The organism is Flavobacterium sp. AK-345 (assembly GCF_058310175.1).
Genome location: NZ_JBZEER010000008.1, coordinates 22,915 through 48,389, shown reverse-complemented (window position 1 = coordinate 48,389; position 25,475 = coordinate 22,915). Strand labels below are relative to the sequence as shown.

At 34.3% G+C, this 25,475-nt stretch carries 36 protein-coding genes; 34 read left to right on the top strand and 2 right to left on the bottom strand.

The features are described 5' to 3' along the window. Nucleotides 1–2 precede the first annotated feature (2 nt). Nucleotides 3–3,257 (bottom strand): SusC/RagA family TonB-linked outer membrane protein, encoded by a 3,255-nt coding sequence (locus tag AC4FQ3_RS15150; protein WP_491182367.1) that lies wholly within the window; start codon nucleotides 3,255–3,257, stop codon nucleotides 3–5. Between the two features lie 84 nt (nucleotides 3,258–3,341). Next, on the bottom strand, nucleotides 3,342–4,757 hold the full coding sequence (locus AC4FQ3_RS15145; RefSeq protein WP_491182366.1) for a BamA/TamA family outer membrane protein: 1,416 nt from the start codon (nucleotides 4,755–4,757) through the stop codon (nucleotides 3,342–3,344). 471 nt (nucleotides 4,758–5,228) lie between these two features. Here AC4FQ3_RS15145 and rpsL point away from each other — a divergent pair, with 471 nt between their 5' ends. The 34 genes from rpsL (at nucleotide 5,229) to eno (ending at nucleotide 25,400) form a co-directional block, all read left to right on the top strand. Beyond that, nucleotides 5,229–5,612, top strand: a complete 384-nt coding sequence (gene rpsL / locus AC4FQ3_RS15140) for a 30S ribosomal protein S12 (protein ID WP_007136570.1) — start codon at nucleotides 5,229–5,231, stop codon at nucleotides 5,610–5,612. Nucleotides 5,613–5,634: 22 nt separating this feature from the next. Further along, nucleotides 5,635–6,111 (top strand): 30S ribosomal protein S7, encoded by a 477-nt coding sequence (gene rpsG, locus AC4FQ3_RS15135; RefSeq protein WP_007803600.1) that lies wholly within the window; start codon nucleotides 5,635–5,637, stop codon nucleotides 6,109–6,111. A gap of 10 nt (nucleotides 6,112–6,121) precedes the next feature. After that, a complete protein-coding gene (fusA, locus tag AC4FQ3_RS15130) occupies nucleotides 6,122–8,278 on the top strand; it encodes an elongation factor G (RefSeq protein ID WP_042565875.1) in 2,157 nt (718 codons plus the stop codon). A gap of 11 nt (nucleotides 8,279–8,289) precedes the next feature. After that, nucleotides 8,290–8,595, top strand: coding sequence for a 30S ribosomal protein S10 (gene rpsJ / locus AC4FQ3_RS15125; protein WP_007803605.1), 306 nt, complete (start codon nucleotides 8,290–8,292; stop codon nucleotides 8,593–8,595). Nucleotides 8,596–8,997: 402 nt separating this feature from the next. Further along, nucleotides 8,998–9,615, top strand: a complete 618-nt coding sequence (rplC, locus tag AC4FQ3_RS15120; protein ID WP_007803612.1) for a 50S ribosomal protein L3 — start codon at nucleotides 8,998–9,000, stop codon at nucleotides 9,613–9,615. Beyond that, nucleotides 9,615–10,244 (top strand): 50S ribosomal protein L4, encoded by a 630-nt coding sequence (gene rplD, locus AC4FQ3_RS15115; protein ID WP_041516263.1) that lies wholly within the window; start codon nucleotides 9,615–9,617, stop codon nucleotides 10,242–10,244. Before rplC ends, rplD begins: the two co-directional genes overlap by 1 nt. Before the next feature lie 7 nt (nucleotides 10,245–10,251). Continuing rightward, nucleotides 10,252–10,542 (top strand): 50S ribosomal protein L23, encoded by a 291-nt coding sequence (rplW, locus tag AC4FQ3_RS15110; RefSeq protein ID WP_007803621.1) that lies wholly within the window; start codon nucleotides 10,252–10,254, stop codon nucleotides 10,540–10,542. A gap of 9 nt (nucleotides 10,543–10,551) precedes the next feature. Continuing rightward, entirely contained in the window at nucleotides 10,552–11,376 is an 825-nt protein-coding gene (gene rplB, locus AC4FQ3_RS15105; protein ID WP_007803623.1) for a 50S ribosomal protein L2, read from the top strand. Nucleotides 11,377–11,382: 6 nt separating this feature from the next. After that, a complete protein-coding gene (gene rpsS / locus AC4FQ3_RS15100) occupies nucleotides 11,383–11,661 on the top strand; it encodes a 30S ribosomal protein S19 (RefSeq protein ID WP_012022488.1) in 279 nt (92 codons plus the stop codon). Between the two features lie 6 nt (nucleotides 11,662–11,667). Next, nucleotides 11,668–12,081, top strand: coding sequence for a 50S ribosomal protein L22 (gene rplV, locus AC4FQ3_RS15095; protein WP_007803631.1), 414 nt, complete (start codon nucleotides 11,668–11,670; stop codon nucleotides 12,079–12,081). Nucleotides 12,082–12,086: 5 nt separating this feature from the next. Continuing rightward, entirely contained in the window at nucleotides 12,087–12,848 is a 762-nt protein-coding gene (gene rpsC / locus AC4FQ3_RS15090; RefSeq protein ID WP_007803635.1) for a 30S ribosomal protein S3, read from the top strand. 19 nt (nucleotides 12,849–12,867) lie between these two features. Beyond that, nucleotides 12,868–13,293, top strand: coding sequence for a 50S ribosomal protein L16 (gene rplP, locus AC4FQ3_RS15085; RefSeq protein ID WP_007803637.1), 426 nt, complete (start codon nucleotides 12,868–12,870; stop codon nucleotides 13,291–13,293). Between the two features lie 13 nt (nucleotides 13,294–13,306). Beyond that, a complete protein-coding gene (rpmC, locus tag AC4FQ3_RS15080) occupies nucleotides 13,307–13,498 on the top strand; it encodes a 50S ribosomal protein L29 (protein ID WP_007803639.1) in 192 nt (63 codons plus the stop codon). Nucleotides 13,499–13,515: 17 nt separating this feature from the next. After that, a complete protein-coding gene (gene rpsQ, locus AC4FQ3_RS15075; protein ID WP_007803646.1) occupies nucleotides 13,516–13,776 on the top strand; it encodes a 30S ribosomal protein S17 in 261 nt (86 codons plus the stop codon). Between the two features lie 2 nt (nucleotides 13,777–13,778). Further along, on the top strand, nucleotides 13,779–14,147 hold the full coding sequence (gene rplN / locus AC4FQ3_RS15070; RefSeq protein ID WP_007803649.1) for a 50S ribosomal protein L14: 369 nt from the start codon (nucleotides 13,779–13,781) through the stop codon (nucleotides 14,145–14,147). Nucleotides 14,148–14,158: 11 nt separating this feature from the next. Continuing rightward, a complete protein-coding gene (gene rplX / locus AC4FQ3_RS15065; RefSeq protein WP_007803650.1) occupies nucleotides 14,159–14,473 on the top strand; it encodes a 50S ribosomal protein L24 in 315 nt (104 codons plus the stop codon). Between the two features lie 2 nt (nucleotides 14,474–14,475). After that, nucleotides 14,476–15,027: a 50S ribosomal protein L5 gene (rplE, locus tag AC4FQ3_RS15060; RefSeq protein ID WP_007803652.1), complete on the top strand. Its 552-nt coding sequence runs from the start codon at nucleotides 14,476–14,478 to the stop codon at nucleotides 15,025–15,027. A gap of 3 nt (nucleotides 15,028–15,030) precedes the next feature. Then, a complete protein-coding gene (gene rpsN / locus AC4FQ3_RS15055) occupies nucleotides 15,031–15,300 on the top strand; it encodes a 30S ribosomal protein S14 (protein ID WP_007803655.1) in 270 nt (89 codons plus the stop codon). Nucleotides 15,301–15,404: 104 nt separating this feature from the next. After that, nucleotides 15,405–15,803, top strand: a complete 399-nt coding sequence (rpsH, locus tag AC4FQ3_RS15050) for a 30S ribosomal protein S8 (protein WP_007803657.1) — start codon at nucleotides 15,405–15,407, stop codon at nucleotides 15,801–15,803. A gap of 18 nt (nucleotides 15,804–15,821) precedes the next feature. Next, nucleotides 15,822–16,364, top strand: coding sequence for a 50S ribosomal protein L6 (rplF, locus tag AC4FQ3_RS15045; RefSeq protein ID WP_042565877.1), 543 nt, complete (start codon nucleotides 15,822–15,824; stop codon nucleotides 16,362–16,364). An 11-nt stretch (nucleotides 16,365–16,375) separates the two neighbouring features. Continuing rightward, a complete protein-coding gene (gene rplR, locus AC4FQ3_RS15040) occupies nucleotides 16,376–16,726 on the top strand; it encodes a 50S ribosomal protein L18 (RefSeq protein WP_042565878.1) in 351 nt (116 codons plus the stop codon). A 3-nt stretch (nucleotides 16,727–16,729) separates the two neighbouring features. Next, nucleotides 16,730–17,254, top strand: a complete 525-nt coding sequence (gene rpsE, locus AC4FQ3_RS15035; RefSeq protein ID WP_085950926.1) for a 30S ribosomal protein S5 — start codon at nucleotides 16,730–16,732, stop codon at nucleotides 17,252–17,254. Between the two features lie 12 nt (nucleotides 17,255–17,266). Beyond that, nucleotides 17,267–17,449 (top strand): 50S ribosomal protein L30, encoded by a 183-nt coding sequence (gene rpmD / locus AC4FQ3_RS15030; RefSeq protein WP_017495010.1) that lies wholly within the window; start codon nucleotides 17,267–17,269, stop codon nucleotides 17,447–17,449. Nucleotides 17,450–17,460: 11 nt separating this feature from the next. Beyond that, entirely contained in the window at nucleotides 17,461–17,913 is a 453-nt protein-coding gene (gene rplO, locus AC4FQ3_RS15025) for a 50S ribosomal protein L15 (protein WP_017495009.1), read from the top strand. Between the two features lie 13 nt (nucleotides 17,914–17,926). Next, on the top strand, nucleotides 17,927–19,273 hold the full coding sequence (secY, locus tag AC4FQ3_RS15020; protein ID WP_042565879.1) for a preprotein translocase subunit SecY: 1,347 nt from the start codon (nucleotides 17,927–17,929) through the stop codon (nucleotides 19,271–19,273). A 7-nt stretch (nucleotides 19,274–19,280) separates the two neighbouring features. Beyond that, nucleotides 19,281–19,496 (top strand): translation initiation factor IF-1, encoded by a 216-nt coding sequence (gene infA / locus AC4FQ3_RS15015; protein ID WP_007136545.1) that lies wholly within the window; start codon nucleotides 19,281–19,283, stop codon nucleotides 19,494–19,496. Between the two features lie 12 nt (nucleotides 19,497–19,508). Then, nucleotides 19,509–19,625 (top strand): type B 50S ribosomal protein L36, encoded by a 117-nt coding sequence (gene ykgO / locus AC4FQ3_RS15010; protein ID WP_072945378.1) that lies wholly within the window; start codon nucleotides 19,509–19,511, stop codon nucleotides 19,623–19,625. Between the two features lie 2 nt (nucleotides 19,626–19,627). Continuing rightward, complete coding sequence (rpsM, locus tag AC4FQ3_RS15005; protein ID WP_007803675.1) at nucleotides 19,628–20,002, top strand: 30S ribosomal protein S13; 375 nt, start codon at nucleotides 19,628–19,630, stop codon at nucleotides 20,000–20,002. Nucleotides 20,003–20,010: 8 nt separating this feature from the next. Further along, entirely contained in the window at nucleotides 20,011–20,394 is a 384-nt protein-coding gene (rpsK, locus tag AC4FQ3_RS15000) for a 30S ribosomal protein S11 (protein WP_007803677.1), read from the top strand. 95 nt (nucleotides 20,395–20,489) lie between these two features. Further along, nucleotides 20,490–21,095, top strand: coding sequence for a 30S ribosomal protein S4 (gene rpsD, locus AC4FQ3_RS14995; RefSeq protein ID WP_026982953.1), 606 nt, complete (start codon nucleotides 20,490–20,492; stop codon nucleotides 21,093–21,095). A gap of 21 nt (nucleotides 21,096–21,116) precedes the next feature. Beyond that, on the top strand, nucleotides 21,117–22,109 hold the full coding sequence (locus tag AC4FQ3_RS14990) for a DNA-directed RNA polymerase subunit alpha (RefSeq protein ID WP_026109818.1): 993 nt from the start codon (nucleotides 21,117–21,119) through the stop codon (nucleotides 22,107–22,109). Nucleotides 22,110–22,145: 36 nt separating this feature from the next. Next, on the top strand, nucleotides 22,146–22,637 hold the full coding sequence (gene rplQ, locus AC4FQ3_RS14985; protein ID WP_042565880.1) for a 50S ribosomal protein L17: 492 nt from the start codon (nucleotides 22,146–22,148) through the stop codon (nucleotides 22,635–22,637). 248 nt (nucleotides 22,638–22,885) lie between these two features. Further along, entirely contained in the window at nucleotides 22,886–24,004 is a 1,119-nt protein-coding gene (gene carA, locus AC4FQ3_RS14980) for a glutamine-hydrolyzing carbamoyl-phosphate synthase small subunit (protein ID WP_042565881.1), read from the top strand. Nucleotides 24,005–24,107: 103 nt separating this feature from the next. Continuing rightward, nucleotides 24,108–25,400, top strand: coding sequence for a phosphopyruvate hydratase (gene eno / locus AC4FQ3_RS14975; RefSeq protein ID WP_042565882.1), 1,293 nt, complete (start codon nucleotides 24,108–24,110; stop codon nucleotides 25,398–25,400). Nucleotides 25,401–25,475: the final 75 nt, after the last annotated feature.

Below are 25,475 nucleotides of genomic sequence, written 5' to 3'. Positions count from 1 at the left end.
GCTTAGAATTTTATTGTTAAGTTGCAACCAATGTTTCTAGTGGTTGGTAAAGATCCGATAGATAAACCTGAAGATCCAATGTTAGATCCTAATCCACTTTCTGGGTCAGCTTCTGGAAGATCTTTGTCGATTATCCATAAGTTAGATCCAACTAGCGAGATTTTCGCATCAACTAATTTTATTTTTTGTACTAATGAAGATGGTAAAGTATAAGTAATTTGTACTTCTCTTAATTTGATAAAACCAGCATCGTAAACATATTGACTTCTTGGTCCTCCAGAATAACTATTAGTAATAGCACCACCAGTAGAATAAGCAGTTCTAGTAGTGTTTGGAGTTCCGTCAGCATAAACACCAGGAAGGATTACACCACCACCATTAACTAAAGCATTTCTTTTAGGAAGACCTAAATCGTTGTTACCAACTGTAGACTCAGATAAACCTGTTCCTACACCGTACCATTGGTCAGTAGAGAAAATATCTCCTCCTTTTTTCATATCAATTAAGAAACTGAAAGAAAGACTCTTGTATGTGAATTTATTACGAAGACCACCAATCCAATCAGGGTTAATATCTCCAATAATGTTGTTTGTAGATGTGTTGATTACATATCTTCCTGTTGCAGGGTTGATGATTTTTTGACCATCAGCAGTGTAAGTGTAATCTGTTCCTTTTAAGATTCCAAAAGGTTGTCCAACTACAGCATTCAATGTAACACCTCCAGGGTATGAACCTCCAACTTGTAAGTTAGATACACCATCAGCTAATGCGGTTACAGTGTTGTCGTTTTTAGACCAGTTAACAGTAATGTCCCAAGCAAAGTTGTTTGTTTTGATTGGAGTAGCATTAAATTGAACCTCGATACCTTTGTTTTCAATTGTAGCAGCATTTACGTAACGAGTTGAGTTACCTGTAGCTGTAGAATAAGGTACAGGGATAGCCTCACCATCATTCACGTTTTTGTATAAACTCACGTCAAACCCAACTCTTTTGTTTAAGAACTGCATCTCAAGACCAATCTCTTGTGTTTTAGTTTTAATTGGCTCTAAGTCTGGATTGTTTTTTGTAATGTTTACAGAGTATTGTTGTTGTCCATTGAAAGAGTTGATTTTTTCATATGTATCAACTAAAGCCAATGTTGGAGTTCCAAGTGGGCTTTCAGAGTAACCTCCTCTTAATTTACCAAATGTTAACCAGCTAGCGTTAATGTTTTTAGTGAAAACCCAGCTACCTGAAACAGAGTTACTGAATAATGAGTTGTTTCCTTCTGGTAATTGAGAGAAAGCATCTCTTCTTGATGTAGCATCAACGAAAAATTGATCCATAAATCCAACAGAAGCAGAAACGAAGTAACTATTTACTCCAGTTTTAGTTTCTCTTTCGTAAGGGTAAGGGCTTCCAGAAACTGAATTATCTAAGCTATAAAGTCCTGGGATAATAAGTCCGCCTTCAGTTGAAGCAGTAATTTGATTGAAATAGTTTCTTCTTATAGTTCCACCGGCAACTCCAGTTAAGTTCCAGTTTTCACCGAAGTTCTTTTTGAAGTTCAATAACAAATCATAGTTTTGCTCAGAATAGTTACCGTTGTAACGTTGGTAACCTGAAGTTTCATTGAATGCATTAATACCGAAAGTTTTACCAACTGAACCAACAGCTAATCTTTCTTCACGAATTTCAGAATATGAATCTGTAGAGATTTTTGCAGTTGCAGAAACCCATTCGGCAATTTTATAAGTAAAGTTAGCATAACCTACGAAACGGTTTCTGCTATCATTTTGATAGTTTTTGTAACGGTCAAAATAAGGATTGTTCCAATATGCAGGGAAACCATTAGAAGCAGAAAGTCTGTTCCATGTAATGTTTTGTCCACCTGAAGCATTGTAGGCTTGCTCTAATTGTTTCAAGTCTACGTTTGTTTGCCACCATTGACGGAAACCAGATACTAAGTTGTCGCTATATCCAGTCATGTTTCTACCTGTAGTAGCCTGATTAGAGAAGTTAGCAAAAGTACTAAGAGATAATCTGTCAGTAAATTGGTGATTTAATTTTAAACTGAAGTTGTTTTTCTTTAATTCACTATTTGGTAAAATACCTGTTTGATTAGTATTTGAATAGTTGAAAACTAAATTAGTTTTTTCGTTAGCATCTTCAAATGAGATACTGTTTACTAATGATAAAGAATTTTTAAAGAATGCGTTTGGATCATTTTTAGCGCCTGTCCAAGGAGTTGCTTTTCCGTAATTATTGTTTCCAGGATAGTTTGAGAAAGCATCCCATTGGTAAACGTTTAAACTTGGATCAAAAGCATCTCCTACAGAAGCATCGTCTCCCATAGCAACTACTAAATCATTGATTCCGTCTCCATCAATATCTTGCTCTCCGAAAGAACCTCCGTAACCAGCACCATATTGTTTTTGGTATTTAACGAAAGTATCTTTGTCTGGTGAACCAGAAACTACTTCAGAAGAAACAGTGATTCCAAGACCTTTTTTAGCTCTACCTTTTTTAGTAGTAATCATTAATACCCCGTTACCAGCTAAGTATCCGTATAATGCAGATGCAGCAGCACCTTTCAATACGTTCACACTTTCGATATCTTCTGGGTTAATATCCATACCATTATTTCCGTAGTCATAACCTTGAGCTCCTCTAGATTGAGCTGTAGTACCGTCATTAGTATTGTTTGCATTGTTAATTGGCATACCATCAATAACGATAAGCATCTCATTACTTTGGTTGATAGCTTTAACACCACGAGAGATAGCACTTGTAGATCCACCAAAGTTAGTGTTTCTTCTTACGTTAACACCCGCAACTTTACCAGAAAGTTCATTTAAGAAGTTTCCACTTGAAGTTCCAGATTTTAAATCTCCTCCTTTTAATTCCTGAGTTGCATAACCAAGAGATTTTTTCTCTCTTTTAACACCTAAAGCCGTTGTTACTACAACACCTTCAAGTTCTTGTGCATCTCCTGCTAATTTTACATTAACGCTTGATGAACTTGCAGCCACTTCTTGAGTTTTCATCCCGATGTAGCTAAATACCAAAATTTGGCTTGTTGATGCTTTGATAGAATATTTACCATCAAAATCAGTTTGCGTTCCGGATTTTGTTCCTTTCACTAATACACTTACACCTGGCAAAGGCATACCTGCATTATCAGTAACAATTCCTGAAACAGCTCTTTCTTGCGCAAAAGTTAGTTGCGCCACTAGTACTAATAAAAGCACTAAGAATCCATTGAACTTTAGTTTCATTTTTAAATATTTTGAATTAGTATCGCAAAACTCTTAATAATTTGTTAACTTTCCTAATAAATAAAAATCTTTTTTTGTTAAACATTAAAATTTAACATTATAACATATGTTTATGATAGTGTTATATAATTGTAGTTCACTTGCGTTTTCTGCTCCATTTGTAAGAGTAATTTTTAATAAACCATTTGTTGTCTGTATTCCGGTTCCAACTCCAATTCCTATTAATTTTTTTACTTTATTTTGATTAGTATTAGTTGTGAGGTCTTGATATAGACCATAATCAATAATAGAATTAACATATAGGCTTTTCGAGGGAATATATCTGTATTCTGTAAGAATTAAAGCGTTGAAATTTGCCTGCAGACTATTTTCTAAAAAACCTCGAATTGAATTCATTCCTCCAAAACGAAATAATTCGTTTGAAATGTAATTTTTACTGTTAAGATAAAAATTTTGTGAATTTATGTTAATGAAATTCTTTTCATTTAATTCAAAATTGTATGATAAGTTTATGTTTGTGTAAAATTGTTTACTTGATTCAGCGGTTTCAGGATTGTTGTTTGTGTCTCTTTTTCCATAACCAAAAATGAAATTTAGAACTGCTTTTTTGGGAAATAAATTATTAGTAATATCTGTTTTTTTATAATCGAAAGAAGTTGTGATGTATGAATTTTTATAGTCGCTAATTGTTGTGTTGTTTGTATTTTGAATATCGCTTGATTCTGTTGATTGATAACCAACATATATTCTGGAATTATAATTTACAAAGTATCCTAAATCAATAGCTGTTTTTGTATTTTGAAAAGTACTGTCTTGTTTAAAGATGTTTAATTGAGCTTTGATTCCAAGTGACGAGTTAAAGATGTATGGGATTTCTAATTTTGCATTGAACGTTTTTTGTTGGTTGCCATCACTTTTCCAGTACAATGAGAACTCTTCTCCTGAGTGAAGTATGTTTTGTAAAGTGATATCAACATAACCATTGAGATTTAGCTTTTTGTTTTCGTCATTCGAAAAACCGATATAGCCATCAAATGTGTTTGCTTTTCTTTTTTGAATATATGCGTAGATTTTGGTTGAGTCCTGAGTGAATAGAATTTCGGGATATTTTGTCTGAGTTATGAATTCAAAATTATTTATTTCATTGTAAAGTTCTTTTACCGTTTCCTGATTAAAAGTCCTGTTGATGTATTTTTTATTAAGTTGTTTTAGATGACCTTTGGGAAAAATATCCTTACCTGTGTTATTTGTATAATTTAGAATAATGGAATTTAGTTCGCGTTTTTTTTCGGATTTAAAATTTAAGTCAGCATAAATTATTAAATTCTTTCTTCGAATATTTTCAAGATTAATTTTTGTTAGTGCATAACCGGCTTTCTCTGCATCATTTATTTTTTGATTAAGGTAGTTTTCTACTTCTTCGTAAGGAAGAATTATGGTGTCATTTCCTGTTTTTTGAAAATTAAAAAACGAATTATTTATACCTATATATATATGCATCTCTTTTATTCGTTTTTTTAGTTCAATAATTGAGGTGTAAGAGCTATCATTTATGTTTTTGGTTTCTAGTATTTTATTGTCAAGAAAACCTTTTTTCGCGAGCTTTTCTGAGGTGTTTTTTATCTCGTTTAATAAGGATTTTAAATTTGGATGTTTTGCAGAATAGTTTAATGAATCTATAATTTTTTTTTCAACTGTATTTGTGCCGTTTATTTTTAAATTAAAGTTTTGTGCATAACTTGAGATGCTTATAAGGCAAAAAATAAATATTTGGAATAACTGTTTCAAGGGCAATTGTTTCATTTATTAAAAGTATTGCAAATATCTATTATTTGTTTGTAAAAGTTTAAGCTTAAATAATGTTATTGAAAATTAATGAATTAACGTTTGTATAGTGAAAATTATTTTATACATTTGCAACCCCGTAAAAAGCGGGAATTTAATATACATAATAAATTTTTAGTATTAATTATGCCAACAATTCAACAATTAGTAAGAACAGGAAGAACTCAGATAACTAAGAAGAGTAAATCGGTTGCTTTAGATTCTTGTCCTCAAAGAAGAGGGGTTTGTACGCGTGTTTACACTACTACACCAAAAAAACCAAACTCTGCAATGCGTAAAGTTGCGCGTGTACGTTTGACAAATGGTAATGAGGTAAATGCTTACATCCCTGGAGAAGGACACAATTTACAAGAGCACTCGATAGTATTAGTTAGAGGCGGAAGGGTAAAAGATTTACCAGGTGTTAGATATCATATCGTTCGTGGAGCGCTTGACACGTCAGGAGTTGCAGGAAGAACGCAAAGAAGATCTAAGTACGGTGCTAAACGCCCAAAAGAAGCAAAAAAGTAATTTAAACTTTTAAGAAAAAGACATGAGAAAAAGAGCGGCAAAGAAAAGACCACTTTTACCAGATCCGAGGTTTAACGACCAATTGGTAACACGTTTTGTGAATAACTTAATGTGGGACGGTAAGAAATCTACAGCTTTCAAAGTATTTTATGATGCAATTGACATCATTGAGTCTAAAAAGCAAGATTCAGAAAAATCTTCATTAGAAATTTGGAAAGATGCTTTAACAAACGTTATGCCTCACGTAGAAGTACGTAGTCGTAGAGTAGGTGGAGCTACATTTCAAATTCCAATGCAAATTAGACCAGACAGAAAAATTTCTATGGCAATGAAGTGGTTGATACTTTATTCTAGAAGAAGAAATGAAAAATCTATGGCACAACGTTTAGCGTCAGAATGTTTAGCTGCTGCTAAAGAAGAAGGTGCTGCGGTTAAGAAAAGAATGGATACTCACAAGATGGCAGAGGCTAATAAAGCTTTCTCTCACTTTAGATTTTAATTCGTAAGAAATGGCTAGAGATTTAAAATATACAAGAAATATCGGAATTGCTGCTCACATTGATGCTGGTAAAACAACAACAACTGAGCGTATCCTTTTTTATACTGGAAAGTCACATAAAATTGGTGAAGTACATGATGGTGCTGCAACAATGGACTGGATGGCACAAGAGCAAGAAAGAGGTATTACAATTACTTCTGCTGCTACAACTTGTGAGTGGAATTTTCCAACTGAGCAAGGTAAAATTTTGCCAAACTCATTGCCTTATCACTTTAATATTATTGATACTCCTGGACACGTTGATTTTACTGTAGAGGTAAATCGTTCTTTGCGTGTTCTTGATGGATTGGTTTTCTTGTTTAGTGCTGTTGATGGTGTTGAGCCGCAATCAGAAACTAACTGGAGACTTGCAGATCAATATAGAGTTCCGCGTATGGGATTCGTTAATAAAATGGACCGTCAAGGATCTAACTTTTTGGCAGTTTGTCAACAAGTTCGTGATATGTTAAAGTCAAATGCTGTTGCGATCACTTTGCCAATTGGTGAAGAAAATGATTTCAAAGGTGTTGTAGATTTAGTAAAAAACCAAGCTATCATTTGGCATGATGCAACTCAAGGGGCGACTTTTGATATTGTTGAAATTCCTGCTGATATGGTTGCTGAAGTTAAAGAGTATAGAGATATTCTTATTGAAGCAGTTGCTGATTATGATGAAAACTTGCTTGATAAGTATATGGAGAATCCAGATTCTATCACAGAGGAAGAAATCAACAACGCTCTTAGAGCTGCAACTATGGACATGGCTATCATTCCTATGATTGCTGGTTCTTCTTTCAAAAACAAAGGAGTTCAATTCATGCTGGATGCAGTGTGTAAATACTTGCCTTCTCCAATGGATAAAGAAGGTATTGAAGGTATTCATCCTGATGATGCTGAATTGTTAGAAGAAGATCAAACTAAAATCTTGCGTAAGCCAGATGTAAAAGAGCCGTTTGCTGCTTTGGCATTTAAAATCGCTACTGACCCATTCGTAGGTCGTTTAGCTTTCTTCCGTGCTTACTCTGGTCGTTTAGATGCGGGTTCTTATGTTTTGAACACACGTTCAGGAAATAAAGAAAGAATTTCTCGTATTTACCAAATGCACGCTAACAAACAAAATCCAATCGAATATATTGAGGCTGGAGATATTGGAGCTGCTGTTGGATTTAAAGATATTAAAACTGGAGATACATTGTGTGATGAAAAACACCCAATCATTCTTGAGTCTATGAAATTCCCTGCACCGGTAATTGGTATTGCAATTGAACCTAAAACTAAAGCTGACGTTGATAAAATGGGTATGGCTTTGGCTAAATTAGCTGAAGAAGATCCAACATTTACTGTTAGAACAGATGAGGCTTCAGGGCAAACTATTATCTCAGGTATGGGTGAGCTTCACTTAGATATCTTAGTGGATCGTATGAAACGTGAATTTAAAGTTGAAGTAAACCAAGGTGAGCCTCAAGTTGAATATAAAGAAGCGTTTACAAGAACTGCTACACACAGAGAAACTTATAAGAAACAATCAGGAGGTCGTGGTAAATTCGGTGATATCGTATTTACACTTGAGCCAGCTGACGAAGTTGATGGTAAAGTTCCTGTAGGATTACAGTTTATTAATGCAGTAAAAGGTGGTAACGTTCCTAAAGAATATATCCCTTCTGTAGAAAAAGGTTTCCGTGAAGCTATGAAAACTGGTCCATTGGCAGGTTATCAAGTGGATAGTTTAAAAGTAACTTTGACGGATGGATCTTTCCACCCTGTCGATTCTGATGCTCTTTCTTTTGAATTAGCTGCTAGAATGGGTTATAGAGAAGTGGCTAAAGCTGCTGGTGCGATTATTTTGGAACCAATCATGAAAATGGAGGTTATTACTCCTGAAGAAAACATGGGGGATATCGTAGGTGATATCAACCGTCGTAGAGGTCAGGTTAATGACATGGGTGACAGAAACGGTGCTAAGACTATTAAAGCTGATGTGCCTTTATCAGAAATGTTTGGATATGTAACAACATTAAGAACATTATCTTCTGGTAGAGCAACTTCAACAATGGAGTTTTCTCACTATGCAGAAACACCTTCTAATATTTCAGAAGCTGTAATTAAAAAAGCAAAAGGTAACGCTTAATTCTTAAGAAAATGAGTCAAAAAATCAGAATAAAACTAAAATCTTACGATCACATGTTGGTGGATAAGTCTGCTGAAAAGATCGTAAAAACAGTAAAAACTACTGGAGCAGTTGTAACAGGTCCAATTCCGTTGCCAACTCACAAAAAACTTTTCACTGTGTTACGTTCTCCGCACGTTAACAAAAAAGCGAGAGAGCAATTTGAAGTAATGTCATACAAGAGATTGATTGATATTTATTCATCTTCATCTAAAACTATTGATGCATTAATGAAACTTGAATTGCCAAGTGGAGTTGAAGTAGAAATAAAAGTATAATTTTTTATTATATTTTACATATAAAAAGCGAGACAGAAATGTCTCGCTTTTTTTGTGGACAAAAGTTTTCATGGCTAATTTTTCCGAGATATTTATTTTGGTGAATTATTTCTGTTTTTGTTGAAATGCCTTGAGTTTAGGGTGTTACCGATGTTTTTTCTTTAGCTGATTAGGTAATTGTTAAGCTGAATGTTGTTGTGGGTTAAAAAGATAGATTTTATTTTTTTAATGAAATAAAATATAGGTGATGGTCAGATTGATGCTTTGATTTTGATTATGAGCTATTTAATTTTTATAACCGTTTGGTATATTCAATTTTAATGTATACTTTTGCACTCCCTGTTTGGAAATTTCTGTTATTTTCAAATTGAAGGGAATTTTAGTAATTAATAATTAATATTTATGTCTGGGTTAATTGGTAAAAAAATCGGCATGACTAGTATTTTCGACGAAAACGGGAAAAACATTCCTTGTACAGTAATCGAGGCTGGCCCGTGTGTTGTTACCCAAGTCAGAACCAAAGGTGTTGACGGGTACGAAGCGTTGCAACTTGGTTTCGATGACAAAAACGAGAAACATTCCACTAAAGCGGCTTTAGGTCACTTTAAAAAAGCTGGAACTGTTGCTAAGAAAAAAGTCGTTGAATTTCAAGATTTTGCAACTGAACAAAAATTAGGAGATCTTATTGATGTTTCTATTTTTGCTGAAGGAGAATTTGTAGATGTACAAGGTGTATCTAAAGGTAAAGGTTTTCAAGGAGTTGTTAAACGTCACGGATTTGGTGGTGTTGGACAAGCAACTCACGGTCAACACAACCGTTTAAGAGCGCCAGGTTCTGTGGGAGCTTCTTCTTATCCATCTAGAGTATTCAAAGGAATGCGTATGGCTGGAAGAATGGGAGGAGACAATGTAAAAGTTCAAAACCTTAGAGTTTTAAAAGTGGTTGCTGAAAAGAACCTGCTTGTTATTAAAGGATGTGTTCCTGGACATAAAAACTCTTATGTAATCATTCAGAAGTAATGGAAGTAAAAGTATTAGATTTCAACGGAAAAGATACTGGAAGAAAAGTTCAACTTTCTGATTCAGTATTCGCAATTGAACCAAACAATCACGCTGTATACCTTGATGTTAAGCAATATCTTGCTAATCAAAGACAAGGAACTCACAAAGCTAAAGAAAGAGCTGAAGTGACTGGAAGTACACGTAAGATTAAAAAACAAAAAGGAACTGGTACGGCTCGTGCGGGAAGTATCAAAAATCCATTGTTTAAAGGTGGTGGAACAATTTTCGGACCAAGACCAAGAAGTTATTCATTTAAATTGAATAAAAGCTTGAAAAGATTGGCAAGAAAATCAGCTTTCTCAATCAAAGCAAAAGAGTCAAATATTATCGTTCTTGAGGACTTTAATTTTGAAACTCCAAACACTAAAAATTTCATTAACGTTTTGAAAGCTTTAGGGTTAGATAACAAAAAATCTCTATTTGTGTTGGGAGAGTCAAATAAAAATGTATATTTGTCGTCACGCAATTTAAAGGCTTCTAATGTCGTAACTAGCTCAGAATTAAGCACTTACGCCATTTTAAACACTAATAATTTAGTGCTTTTAGAAGGTTCTTTGGAGTTAATCGAAGAAAATTTAAGTAAATAATAGGAATATGAGCATCATAATTAGACCTATAGTAACGGAGAAAGTAACCAAAGAAAGTGAAGTTTTAAACCGCTTCGGATTCGTTGTTGACAAAAAAGCAAACAAAGTTCAAATTAAGAAAGCTATTGAAGCTGCTTATGGAGTAACTATCGTTTCAGTTAACACGATGAACGTAAGACCGGATAGAACTACAAAATACACTAAAAGTGGTTTAATCAGTGGAAAGACAAATGCAATTAAAAAAGCGATTGTTCAAGTACAAGAAGGAGAAACAATTGATTTTTACAACAATATCTAAGATAGAAAAATGTCAGTAAGAAAATTAAAACCTATTACCCCAGGTCAGCGATTTAGAGTTGTGAATGGTTATGACGCCATTACAACTGATAAGCCGGAACGCTCTTTGATAGCGCCGATAAAAAACTCTGGAGGTAGAAATAGTCAAGGAAAGATGACCATGCGTTATACGGGTGGTGGTCACAAGCAGAGATATCGTATTATTGATTTCAAAAGAACTAAAGACGGAATTCCGGCTACAGTGAAATCAATCGAATATGATCCAAATCGTACTGCATTTATCGCTTTATTAGCTTATGCTGATGGAGAGAAAACATACGTTATTGCTCAAAACGGATTGAAAGTTGGTCAGAAATTAGTTTCTGGTCCGGAATCTCAACCTGAAATTGGTAATACATTGCCTTTAAGCAGAATTCCTTTAGGAACTGTTATCTCTTGTATTGAGTTACGTCCAGGTCAAGGTGCGGTAATCGCTCGTTCAGCTGGTACATTTGCTCAATTAATGGCAAGAGATGGAAAATATGCTACAATTAAAATGCCATCTGGTGAAACAAGATTAATCTTGTTAACTTGTTCGGCTACAATTGGAGCTGTTTCTAATTCAGACCACCAATTAGTTGTATCTGGTAAAGCAGGTAGAACAAGATGGTTAGGAAGAAGACCTAGAACAAGACCTGTTGCAATGAACCCTGTTGATCACCCAATGGGTGGTGGAGAAGGACGTTCTTCTGGTGGACATCCACGTTCAAGAAATGGAATACCAGCAAAAGGTTATAGAACTCGTTCTAAGAAAAACCCGAGTAACAAGTATATCGTAGAACGTAGAAAGAAATAATAAGATATGGCACGTTCATTAAAAAAAGGACCTTTCGTTCATTATAAGTTAGACAAGAAAGTTCAGGAAAACGTAGAAAGTGGTAAAAATAGTGTAGTAAAGACTTGGTCTAGAGCTTCTATGATTACTCCAGATTTCGTTGGACAAACTATCGCAGTTCATAACGGTCGTCAATTTGTACCAGTTTACGTAACAGAAAACATGGTAGGTCACAAATTAGGAGAGTTTTCACCAACTAGATCTTTTAGAGGTCATGCTGGAGCAAAAAATAAAGGTAAAAAATAAGAAGCAATGGGAGTTCGTAAAAGAGAAACAGCAGATGCGAGAAAAGAGGCTAATAAGTCTATTGCTTTCGCAAAATTGAATAACTGCCCTACTTCACCTAGAAAAATGCGCTTAGTAGCGGACTTGGTAAGAGGTCAGAAGGTAGAAAGAGCACTTAACATCTTAAGATTCAGTTCTAAAGAAGCTTCAAGAAAATTAGAAAAACTATTATTATCTGCAATCAACAACTGGGAGCAAAAAAATAGTGAAGGTAATTTAGAAGAAGCTGGATTATTTGTTAAAGAGATCAGAGTAGATGGTGGAATGATGTTAAAAAGACTTCGTCCAGCTCCACAAGGTCGTGCACACAGAATAAGAAAACGTTCTAACCACGTTACAATCGTGCTTGGAGCTATCAATAACACACAAAGCAATTCTTAAGCAGCATGGGACAAAAGACAAATCCAATTGGAAATAGACTTGGTATCATCAGAGGGTGGGACTCAAACTGGTATGGTGGAAATGATTACGGTGATAAACTTGCCGAAGATCACAAAATCAGAAAGTATATCCACGCTCGTTTATCAAAAGCTAGTGTATCAAAAGTAATCATCGAGAGAACTTTGAAACTTGTAACCGTTACTATCACTACTGCAAGACCTGGTATCATTATCGGAAAAGGCGGACAAGAGGTAGACAAGTTAAAAGAAGAACTTAAGAAAGTTACTGACAAAGAGGTTCAAATCAACATCTTTGAAATTAAAAGACCTGAATTAGATGCTTATCTTGTGGCGACAAGCATCGCTCGTCAAATCGAAAGCCGTATTTCTTACAGACGTGCAATCAAAATGGCTATTGCTGCTTCTATGCGTATGAACGCTGAAGGTATCAAAGTTTTGATTTCTGGTCGTTTGAATGGTGCTGAGATGGCACGTTCAGAAGGTTTCAAAGAAGGTAGAATTCCTCTATCAACTTTCAGAGCTGATATTGACTATGCTTTGGCTGAAGCTCATACTACTTATGGTAGAATGGGTATCAAAGTATGGATCATGAAAGGTGAAGTTTATGGAAAGAGAGATCTTTCTCCACTTGCAGGAATGGATAAAAAACAATCTGGAACTGGTGGTGGTAAAGGTGGTGATTCTCCTAGAGGAGACAGAAAGCCCTTTAATAAAGGTGGTAAACCAGACGCTCGTAAAAGAAAGTAAATTTTTAAACTAAAGAAAAATGTTACAGCCTAAAAGAACAAAATACCGTAAGGTACAGAAAGGTAAAATGAAAGGTAACTCTCAAAGAGGGCATGAACTTTCTAATGGAATGTTTGGTATTAAATCTGTACATGAAGATGGAATGTTCTTAACGTCTCGTCAAATCGAAGCTGCACGTATTGCTGCAACTCGTTTCATGAAGAGAGAAGGACAATTATGGATCAAAATATTTCCAGACAAACCAATTACTAAGAAGCCTCTTGAGGTACGTATGGGTAAAGGTAAAGGTGCCGTTGAATATTGGGCTGCCGTTGTTAAACCCGGAAGAATTATGTTTGAAGTTGGAGGAGTTCCTTTATCAGTTGCAAAAGAGGCTTTACGTCTTGCAGCTCAAAAGCTTCCTGTAAAAACTAAATTCGTCGTTGCTAGAGATTTCGAAGCATAATTAAATTTATATTATGAAACAATCAGAAATAAAAGATCTTTCTGCAGCGGAGTTGCAAGAAAAACTTAGTCAAACTAAGAAAATATATGCTGACCTAAAAATGGCTCACGCTATTTCTCCAATTGAGAACCCACTTCAGATTAGAAGTGTAAGAAGAACAGTTGCAAGATTGGCTACAGAGTTAACTAAAAGAGAGTTACAATAATTGTATTCTGCTGAAAGATGGAAGAAAAAAGAAATTTAAGAAAAGAAAGAATAGGTGTTGTTACTTCAAATAAAATGGATAAGTCTATTGTTATTGCTGAAGTAAGAAAAGTAAAACACCCATTATACGGTAAGTTCGTGTTGAAAACAAAGAAATACGTTGCACACGACGAAACAAACGACTGTAACATTGGAGATACTGTAAGAATTAGCGAAACGCGTCCTTTAAGTAAAACAAAATGTTGGAGATTAGTTGAAATCTTAGAAAGAGCTAAATAATTATGGTACAACAGGAATCAAGACTAAAAGTAGCAGATAACACGGGAGCAAAAGAAGTTTTAACTATCCGTGTTTTAGGAGGTACCAAAAGAAGGTATGCCTCTGTTGGTGACAAGATTGTAGTATCTATTAAAGATGCAACTCCTAACGGTAACGTTAAAAAAGGAGCTGTTTCAACTGCAGTTGTTGTACGTACCAAAAAAGAAGTGAGAAGAGCTGATGGTTCTTATATCCGTTTCGATGATAATGCATGTGTTCTTTTGAACGCTGCAGGGGAAATGAGAGGAACACGTGTTTTTGGTCCGGTAGCAAGAGAACTTCGTGAAAAACAATTCATGAAAATTGTATCATTAGCACCAGAAGTGCTTTAATTCGTTTTAAGATGATAAAGCTAAAAATAAAATCAGGAGATATCGTAAGAGTTATTGCTGGAGACCATAAAGGTGCTGAAGGTAAAGTTTTACGTGTTTACCGTGAGAAAAATAAAGCGATAGTTGAAGGTGTAAACATGGTTTCGAAACATACAAAACCAAGTGCTAAAAACCCTCAAGGTGGTATCGTTAAGAAAGAAGCTTCTATACAAATATCTAACATTTCACTAATTGATCCTAAAACTAAGGAAACAACTAGAGTTGGTATTAGAGTAGAAGGAGATAAGAAAGTAAGATTTTCAAAAAAATCTAATCAAGTACTATAGTAATGGCATATACACCTAGACTAAAAGAAGAATATAAGAGTAGAGTAATCTCTGCTCTTAAAGAGGAATTCGGATATACAAACGTGATGCAAGTTCCAAAACTTGAAAAAATCGTTTTGAGCCGTGGAGTTGGTGCAGCTGTATCTGATAAAAAACTTATTGACTATGCAGTTGATGAGTTAACAAAGATCACTGGACAAAAAGCAGTATCTACAATTTCAAAGAAAGACGTTGCGTCTTTTAAATTGAGAAAAGGGATGCCTATTGGAGCAAAAGTTACTTTACGTGGTGAAAGAATGTATGAGTTTTTAGATAGACTTGTTACTTCTGCTTTACCACGCGTAAGAGATTTTAGTGGTATCAAAGCTACTGGTTTCGACGGAAGAGGTAATTACAATCTTGGAGTTTTAGAGCAAATCATTTTCCCAGAAATTGATATTGACAAAGTAAACAAAATTTCAGGAATGGATATTACATTTGTTACTACTGCAAAAACAGACAAGGAAGCAAAGTCATTATTGGCTGAATTAGGATTACCTTTTAAAAAGAATTAAGACATGGCTAAAGAATCAATGAAAGCCCGTGAGGTTAAGAGAGAAAAAACGGTAGCAAAGTATGCTGAGAAAAGAAAAGCTTTGAAAGAAGCTGGAGATTTTGAAGGTTTACAAAAATTACCTAAAAATGCTTCACCAGTTCGTTTGCACAATCGTTGTAAGTTAACAGGTAGACCAAGAGGTTATATCCGTCAATTCGGTATTTCACGTGTAACTTTCCGTGAGATGGCTAATAATGGGTTAATTCCTGGAGTTAAAAAAGCGTCTTGGTAATCTCGCAATAAGTTAGTACTTTTGCAAACCTAAAAATAATTTTAATTGATTAAAGGTTCGGGAGATGGGTATCTCCCGAAAACCATAATCGCAATCAAATACATATGTATACAGATCCTATTGCAGATTATTTGACTAGAGTTCGTAACGCTGTGGCTGCAAACCACAAAGTTGTTGAAATTCCAGCTTCTAATCTAAAAAAAGAAATAACTAAGATCTTATTTGATCAAGGTTATATCTTGAGTTACAAATTTGAGGACAACACTGTTCAGGGTTCAATCAAAATCGCTTTGAAGTATGATAAAGATACTAAAGAGCCTGTAATTAAAGATATCCAAAGAATTAGTAAACCTGGTTTACGTAAATACGCAGGTGCTGCCAAATTACCAAGAATCCTTAACGGATTAGGAATTGCAATTGTTTCAACTTCAAAAGGTCTTATGACTGGAAAGCAAGCGAAACAATTAAATGTAGGTGGTGAAGTAATTTGTTACGTATACTAATTTTAAAGACTAAATAAGATGTCAAGAATAGGTAAAAGCCCAATTGTAATCGCTGCTGGTGTAACTGTTGAAGTTAAAGACGGTATCGTTACGGTAAAAGGAAAAAAAGGTCAACTAACTCAGGAGTTTTCGGACATTACTGTAAAAGTTGAAGGCGATCAAGTTCTATTAGAAAGATCGTCTGATCATAAAGACCAAAGAGCAAAACACGGATTATACAGATCATTAATCAATAATATGATAATTGGTGTATCTGAAGGTTTTACAAAAGAACTTGAATTAGTTGGAGTTGGATATAGAGCTTCAAACCAAGGTCAAAAGTTAGATTTAGCTCTTGGATATTCTCACAATATTGTTTTGGAAATAGCTCCGGAAGTAGCTTTAGAAACAATATCTGAAAAAGGTAAAAACCCTATCGTAAAATTAACATCATTTGACAAACAACTTTTAGGACAGGTTGCTGCGAAAATCAGAGGTTTCCGCAAGCCTGAGCCATACAAAGGAAAAGGTGTTAAATTTGTGGGTGAAGTATTAAGAAGAAAAGCAGGTAAATCAGCTTAAAAAATAAGATTATGTCATTAACAAAATCTGATAGAAGACAGAGAATTAGATTCAGAATTAGAAAATCGATTAGTGGTACTGCTACTAACCCAAGACTATCTGTATTTAGAAGTAACAAAGAAATTTACGCTCAACTTATTGATGACGTAAATGGAGTTACTTTATTAGCTGCATCTTCAAGAGAAAAAGAAATAGGAAAAGGTACTAACGTTGAAATCGCTGCTGCTGTTGGAAAATTAGTTGCAGAGAAAGCGTTAAAAGCTGGGATTGATACAATCACTTTTGATAGAGGTGGTTATTTATATCACGGTCGTATTAAATCATTAGCAGAAGGCGCAAGAGCGGCTGGACTTAAATTCTAATATATTATGTCTAAATACAAAAATGTAGAATTGGTAAAACCAAGTGGTCTTGAACTTAAAGATCGTCTGGTAAGTGTTAATCGTGTTACTAAAGTTACAAAGGGTGGTAGAGCTTTCGGTTTTTCTGCTATTGTAGTTGTAGGTGATGAAAACGGAGTAGTTGGTCATGGATTAGGAAAATCTAAAGATGTTTCTGAAGCAATTGCGAAAGCAGTGGAAGATGCTAAGAAAAATTTAGTAAAAATTCCTTTGAACGGACAATCTGTTCCTCACGAACAAAAAGGTAAATTTGGTGGTGCACGTGTATTCTTAATTCCTGCTTCTCATGGTACAGGAGTTATTGCTGGTGGAGCTGTTCGTTCAGTTCTTGAATCAGTAGGTATTCACGATGTATTATCTAAATCTCAAGGATCATCAAATCCTCATAACGTAGTGAAAGCAACTTTTGATGCTTTATTACAAATGAGAAGCGCTCATACTGTTGCAAAACAAAGAGGTGTTTCTTTAGAAAAAGTTTTTAAAGGTTAATTCAAGGAAATTATGGCTAAATTATTAGTAAAACAAGTAAGAAGCAAAATCAACTGTCCTCTTTCTCAAAAAAGAGGTTTGGAAGCTTTAGGTCTACGTAAAATGGGACAAGTTGTAGAGCATGATTCAAACCCTGCTATCCTTGGGATGATAAACAAAGTTAAACACTTAGTTTCTGTCGAAGAAGCTAAATAACAAATACTGTTATGAATTTAAGTAACTTACAACCAGCTGAAGGGTCAACACACAATCAAAATAAAAGATTAGGTAGAGGAGAAGGTTCTGGAAAAGGTGGTACTTCTGCAAGAGGTCACAAAGGAGCAAAATCTCGTTCTGGTTATTCTAAAAAGATTGGTTTTGAGGGAGGGCAAATGCCACTTCAAAGACGTGTACCTAAGTTTGGTTTCACAAACATCAATCGTAAAGAATACGAAGGTGTTAATTTAGATACGCTTCAATTATTAGTAGACAATGGTGTGATTACTGATTCTGTTTCAATGACAGATTTCGTAGCAAATCGTCTTGCTACCAAAAATGAAATCGTTAAGATTTTAGGTAGAGGAGAATTGAAAGCAAAATTAAAAGTAACTGCCCACAAATTTACTGCTACTGCTAAAGCTGCTATTGAAGCTGCTGGAGGAGAAGCTGTAACTATATAACTTATCTATTAAGATGAAGAAATTTATTGAATCAATAAGTAATGTTTGGAAAATCGAAGAACTGAAAAACAGAATCCTAATTACATTAGGATTGCTTTTAGTATATCGTTTTGGTGCACACGTTACGCTTCCTGGAATTGACGCAACTCAATTAACAGGTTTAGCGGGACAAACTAAAAATGGTTTAGGATCTATCCTAGACATGTTTACAGGAGGTGCTTTCTCTAAAGCTTCAGTTTTTGCTTTAGGTATTATGCCTTATATTTCTGCATCTATTGTTGTTCAGTTGATGGGAATTGCTATTCCTTATTTACAAAAACTTCAAAACGATGGAGAGAGTGGTAGAAAAAAGATTAATCAAATCACTCGTTGGTTGACTATAGCTATTACACTGGTTCAAGGTCCAACTTATATCTATAATTTGTACAGAACATTGCCTGGTAGTGCATTCTTACTAGGCTTTAATTCGCCTGAATTTTTGTTCTCGTCTGTTATCATCTTAGTCACTGGTACAATTTTTGCTATGTGGCTTGGTGAGAAAATTACAGATAAAGGTATTGGAAATGGAATTTCATTATTGATTATGGTTGGTATTTTAGCTCGCTTACCGCAAGCTTTTATTCAAGAATTTACAACCAGAGTTACCAATAACAATGGAGGTCCTATGTTGTTAGTTATTGAAATTATTGTGTGGTTATTAGTAATTATTGCTTGTGTATTGCTTACAATGGCAGTACGTAGAATTCCGGTTCAGTATGCTCGTCGTACAACAACTGGAGATTATGAGCAAGATTTAGCAGGTGGTAATAGACAATGGATTCCTCTTAAGCTTAATGCTTCTGGAGTTATGCCAATCATTTTTGCTCAGGCAATTATGTTTATACCTGCAGCTGTAGCCGGATTGTCTAAATCAGACACATCACAATCTATTGTTGGAGCATTTAGTAATATCTTTGGATTTTGGTATAATTTTGTTTTTGCAACTTTAATTATTGTATTTACATTTTTCTATACTGCGATCACGGTTCCTACTAACAAAATGGCCGATGATTTAAAAAGAAGCGGTGGTTTTATTCCTGGAGTTCGTCCTGGAGCTGAAACCTCAGACTTCCTTGATAAAGTGATGTCTTTAATAACTTTCCCAGGATCTTTATTCCTTGCTTTGATTGCTGTGTTCCCAGCTATTGTTGTAAGTATTATGGATGTACAACAATCTTGGGCAATGTTTTTTGGAGGTACCTCATTAATAATTATGGTTGGAGTTGCAATAGATACTATTCAACAAATCAATTCATACTTGTTAAACAAACATTATGATGGTTTAATGAAGACTGGTAAAAATAGAAAAGCGGTAGCTTAATATATTTATGGCAAAACAATCAGCAATAGAACAAGACGGATCAATCATTGAAGCATTATCAAATGCGATGTTCCGTGTAGAGTTAGAAAATGGACATATTGTAATTGCTCATATTTCTGGTAAAATGCGTATGCATTACATCAAGTTATTACCTGGTGATAAAGTGAAACTAGAAATGAGTCCTTATGATTTGTCAAAAGCAAGAATTACTTATCGATATTAAAGGATATTCACTATGAAAGTTAGAGCATCAGTAAAAAAGAGAAGTCCCGAGTGCATCATTGTGCGTAGAAAAGGGAGATTGTACGTAATAAACAAAAAGAATCCTAGATTTAAACAAAGACAAGGATAATTATGGCAAGAATAGCAGGGGTAGATATCCCAAAAAATAAAAGAGGTGTTATAGCACTTACCTATATCTTTGGATTAGGAAGAAGTAGAGCTATTGAGATTTTAGAAAAAGCTCAAGTTAGCCAAGACAAAAAAGTTCAAGATTGGAATGATGATGAGATCGGAGCGATTCGTGATGCTGTTTCATTTTACAAAATTGAAGGAGAATTACGTTCTGAAGTTTCTTTAAACATCAAACGTTTAATGGATATTGGTTGTTACAGAGGTATCCGTCATAGATCTGGTCTTCCTTTAAGAGGACAAAGAACTAAAAACAACTCTAGAACAAGAAAAGGTAAAAGAAAAACTGTTGCTAACAAGAAAAAAGCAACTAAATAATAAGTAATATGGCTAAAGCAACTGCAAAAAAACGTAAAGTTATCGTTGAATCAACGGGTGAAGCTCATATTTCTGCCACTTTCAACAACATTATCATTTCTTTGACTAATAAGAAAGGTGAAGTTATTTCTTGGTCTTCAGCTGGTAAGATGGGTTTCAGAGGTTCTAAAAAGAACACTCCGTACGCAGCTCAAATGGCAGCAGAAGATTGTAGTAAAGTAGCTCTTGAGGCAGGACTTAAAAAAGTAAAAGTTTATGTAAAAGGACCAGGAAACGGACGTGAGTCTGCTATTCGTTCTATTCATAACGGTGGAATTGAAGTTACAGAGATTATCGATGTTACTCCAATGCCTCACAACGGATGTCGTCCTCCAAAAAGACGTAGAGTTTAATTTTATTTATTCATAGTATAAACAAGGTAGAATATAGATTATCGAAGGATTTGACCTGAATTCATAATCTCTACCTTAAATTTAATTTTTTAGAAATGGCAAGATATACTGGTCCAAAAACTAGAATTGCTCGTAAATTTGGCGAAGCAATCTTCGGAGATGATAAATCTTTCGAAAAAAGAAATTACCCACCTGGACAACACGGGATGGCTAAAAAAAGAGGTAAAAAATCTGAGTATGCTGTTCAGTTAATGGAAAAGCAAAAAGCTAAATATTCTTATGGAATTTTAGAAAAACAATTCAGAAATTTATTTAAAAAAGCATCAGCAACTAAAGGTGTTACTGGTGAAGTTCTTTTACAATTATGTGAGGCAAGATTAGATAACGTTGTTTTTAGAATGGGTATTGCTCCTTCTAGAAGAGGTGCTAGACAATTAGTTTCTCACAGACACGTTACTGTAAATGGTGAGGTTGTAAATATCGCTTCTTATCACCTTAAACCAGGTGATAAAGTTGCAGTTCGTGAAAAATCTAAGTCTTTAGAAGCTATCGAACGTTCTTTATCAAATTCAAGTCATGTTTATGAATGGATTACTTGGAACAATGATCTTAAAGAAGGAACTTTTGTTTCTGTACCTGCAAGACTTCAAATCCCAGAAAACATTAAAGAACAATTAATCGTAGAGTTGTACAACAAATAATAATTGACTTAGTCGAAATTTATGGCAATATTTAATTTTCAAAAGCCCGATAAAGTTATCATGATCGATTCAACCGATTTTGAAGGTAAATTCGAATTTAGACCTTTAGAACCTGGTTATGGATTGACAGTTGGTAATGCACTTAGAAGAGTTTTGCTTTCAGCATTAGAAGGTTATGCAATTACATCTGTTCGTATCGAAGGTGTAGATCATGAGTTTTCTACTATTTCAGGTGTTGTTGAAGATGTTACCGAAATTATCCTTAATCTAAAACAAGTACGTTTCAAACGTCAAATTGAAGATATCGATAATGAAGCAGTTACTATTTCTGTTTCAGGTAAAGATCAATTAACAGCAGGTGATTTTCAAAAATTTATCTCAGGTTTTCAAGTTTTGAATCCAGACCTTGTTATCTGTAATTTAGATTCTAAAATCAAATTGAACTTCGATTTAACAATCGAAAAAGGTAGAGGATATGTACCTGCTGAGGAGAACAAAAAACAGAACGCTGCAATTGGAACCATTTTTACAGATTCTATTTTTACTCCGGTAAAAAATGTAAAATATGCAATTGAAAACTTCCGTGTAGAACAAAAAACAGATTATGAAAAATTAGTTTTTGAAATTAAAACTGATGGCTCTATTAATCCAAAAGATGCTCTTACTGAAGCTGCTAAAGTTTTAATTCACCACTTCATGTTATTTTCTGACGAAAGAATTACACTCGAGGCTGACGAAATTGCACAAACAGAATCGTATGATGAAGAGTCATTGCATATGAGACAATTGCTTAAAACTAAGCTTGTTGATATGGATTTATCTGTGAGAGCATTAAATTGCTTGAAAGCGGCTGAAGTTGATACACTTGGTGATTTAGTATCGTTCAATAAAAATGACCTAATGAAATTCCGTAATTTTGGTAAAAAATCTTTAACTGAGCTAGATGAACTTGTAGCTGTTAAAAATTTAACTTTCGGAATGGATTTAGCAAAATACAAACTAGATAAAGAATAATTCAATCCGCCACGGCGGATTAAATTTAAAATAGCAATGAGACACGGAAAAAAATTCAATCACTTAAGCAGACAGACTGGACATAGAAAAGCTATGTTGGCTAATATGGCTTGTTCTCTTATTGAGCACAAACGTATTAACACTACTGTTGCTAAGGCTAAAGCGCTTAAACAATTCGTTGAGCCTTTAATCACAAAATCAAAAGAAGATACGACTCACAATCGTCGTATTGTTTTTGCTTACTTACGTAGTAAATATGCTGTAACTGACTTGTTCAGAGACGTAGCTGCTAAAGTTGGTGACCGTCCAGGTGGATACACTCGTATCATTAAAGTTGGAAATCGTTTGGGAGATAATGCTGATATGGCAATGATCGAACTTGTAGATTTCAATGAACTTTACAATGGAGGTAAAAAAGAAGTTAAAAAAGCTAAAAGCCGTCGTGGTGGTAAAGCAAAAAAAGCTGAGGAAACTACTTCTGAAGCTCCTGCTGCTGAGTCAGAATCGACTACTGAAGCTTCTGAATAATTATGAAAGTAATGATTCTATAGAAATCAAGGATAAGCTAATTTTTAGTTTATCCTTTTTTTTTTTGATTTTTTTTAAAATGAGAAATTTAACTTATTTCAATTTGAAGGTTTTATTTTTATGAATGAATTTTTTAAAAAATCTTGGAGACACTCTTTTAAAGAAGTAAATTTGCAAAACTTATAATTACAAATGAAATGAGCTTGGCAAGTTTCATGTACAATTAAAAAAACAACACAAATTAAAGAATGAAATACACGACACGACAAAGCGCCATTTTATTACTAAGCGACGGAACTATTTTTCACGGAAAATCTATCGGAATTAGCGGTAAAACTTTTGGTGAAGTTTGTTTTAATACGGGAATGACAGGATATCAGGAGATTTTTACTGATCCTTCTTATTTTGGTCAGATATTGGTGGCTACAAATGCACACATTGGAAACTATGGTGTTAATGATCAGGAAATTGAATCTGATAGCGTTAAGATTGCTGGTTTAGTTTGTAAAAACTTTAGCTTTAATTATTCAAGAGAAGATGCATCTGGAAGTTTGGAAGATTATTTCACTAAACAAAACCTGATTTGTATTTCTGATGTTGATACGAGAGCTCTTGTGAGTTATATTCGTGATAACGGCGCAATGAATGCTGTTATTTGTACAGATGGAACTTCGGTAGAAGAATTGAAAAAAGAATTGGCAAATGTGCCAAACATGGAAGGTTTAGAGTTGGCGTCAAAAGTTTCAACTACTGAGCCTTATTTTTTTGGAGATGAAAATGCTACTTATAAAATTTCAGCTTTAGATCTTGGAATTAAAAAAAATATCTTGAGAAACCTTGCGAAAAGAGATTGTTATATCAAAGTGTTTCCTTATGATTCAACTTATAAGGATTTAACTGAATTTAATCCTGATGGTTATTTCTTATCAAATGGTCCTGGAGATCCAGACCCATTATTTGGCGCTATACAAGTGGCAAAAGAAATTATAGCGGATGATAAACCTTTGTTTGGAATTTGCTTAGGTCACCAGATTATAGCTTTGGCAAATGGTGTTAAGACCTATAAGATGTTTGGAGGTCACCGCGGAATTAATCATCCGGTAAAAAATATTATTACAGGAAAAGGAGAAATAACTTCTCAGAATCACGGTTTCGCTGTAAAAAGAGAAGCTTTAGACGGTCATCCAGAATTAGAAATTACGCATGTACATTTAAATGATGATACAGTTGCCGGAATGAGAATGAAAAATAAGAATTGTTTTTCAGTACAATATCATCCTGAAGCAAGTCCAGGACCACACGATTCATCTTATTTATTTGATCAGTTCGTTGAGAATATAAAACTGGCTACCGCTAAAACGATGTAGTTAATAAATAAAGGTGTTTAATAGTAAGAATGCGTTTTTACTATTAAAAAATTTTATAATTTCGGAAAAAAATATATAATTTATTAATAAAAAAACAGAAATAATGAGTATTATAATTAAAGTTCACGCAAGACAAATTTTTGATTCCAGAGGTAATCCTACTATTGAGGTTGATGTAGTAACTGAGAATGGAGTTTTAGGAAGAGCAGCAGTTCCATCTGGAGCTTCAACTGGAGAACACGAAGCTGTTGAATTACGTGACGGAGGAAAAGCGTTCTTAGGAAAAGGAGTTTTAAATGCAGTGAATAATGTTAATACTGTTATTGCTGAGGAATTAGTTGGAACTTCTGTTTTTGAACAAAACACTATTGATCAATTAATGATTGATTTAGACGGAACTCCAAATAAATCTAAATTAGGAGCTAATGCTATTTTAGGAGTTTCTTTAGCCGCTGCAAAAGCTGCTGCAAATGAATTAGGTTTGCCATTATACAGATATGTAGGTGGAGTTTCTGCTAATACATTACCTGTTCCAATGATGAATATCATCAATGGTGGTTCTCACTCTGATGCTCCGATTGCTTTTCAGGAGTTTATGATTTTCCCTGTAAAGGCAACTTCATTTACACATGCAATGCAAATGGGAACTGAAATCTTCCATAGCTTGAAAAAAGTATTACACGACAGAGGTTTAAGTACTGCTGTAGGTGACGAAGGTGGTTTTGCACCAAACTTAGCTGGTGGTACTGAAGATGCTTTAGATACAATCAAATTAGCAGTTGAAAAAGCTGGATATACTTTTGGAGACGAAATTATGATTGCACTTGACTGTGCCGCTTCTGAATTTTATGTAAACGGTAAATACGATTATACTAAATTTGAAGGTGAAACTGGAAAAATCAGAACTTCTGAAGAGCAAGCTGATTATTTAGCTGAACTTGCTGCTAAATATCCAATTATTTCTATCGAAGATGGTATGTACGAAGATGACTGGAATGGATGGAAATATTTAACTGAAAAAATTGGACATAAAGTTCAATTGGTAGGAGATGATTTATTCGTTACTAATGTTGAGCGTTTGTCAACAGGTATTGAAAAAGGAATTGCAAATTCAATTTTAGTAAAGGTTAACCAAATTGGTACTTTAACTGAAACTATTGCTGCAGTAAATATGGCTAAAAATGCTGGTTATACTTCTGTAATGTCTCACCGTTCTGGTGAAACAGAAGATAATACAATTGCTGATTTAGCAGTAGCTTTAAACTGTGGTCAAATTAAAACAGGTTCTGCTTCTCGTTCTGATCGTATGGCAAAATACAATCAATTATTAAGAATTGAAGAAGAGTTAGGAGCAACAGCTTATTTCCCTGGATTAAACGCTTTCAAGATTAAATAATTGTAAGGTTATATATAGATTTAAACCATCCATTTTTTAATGGGTGGTTTTTTTTTGGAGTTTTAACAAATTCAT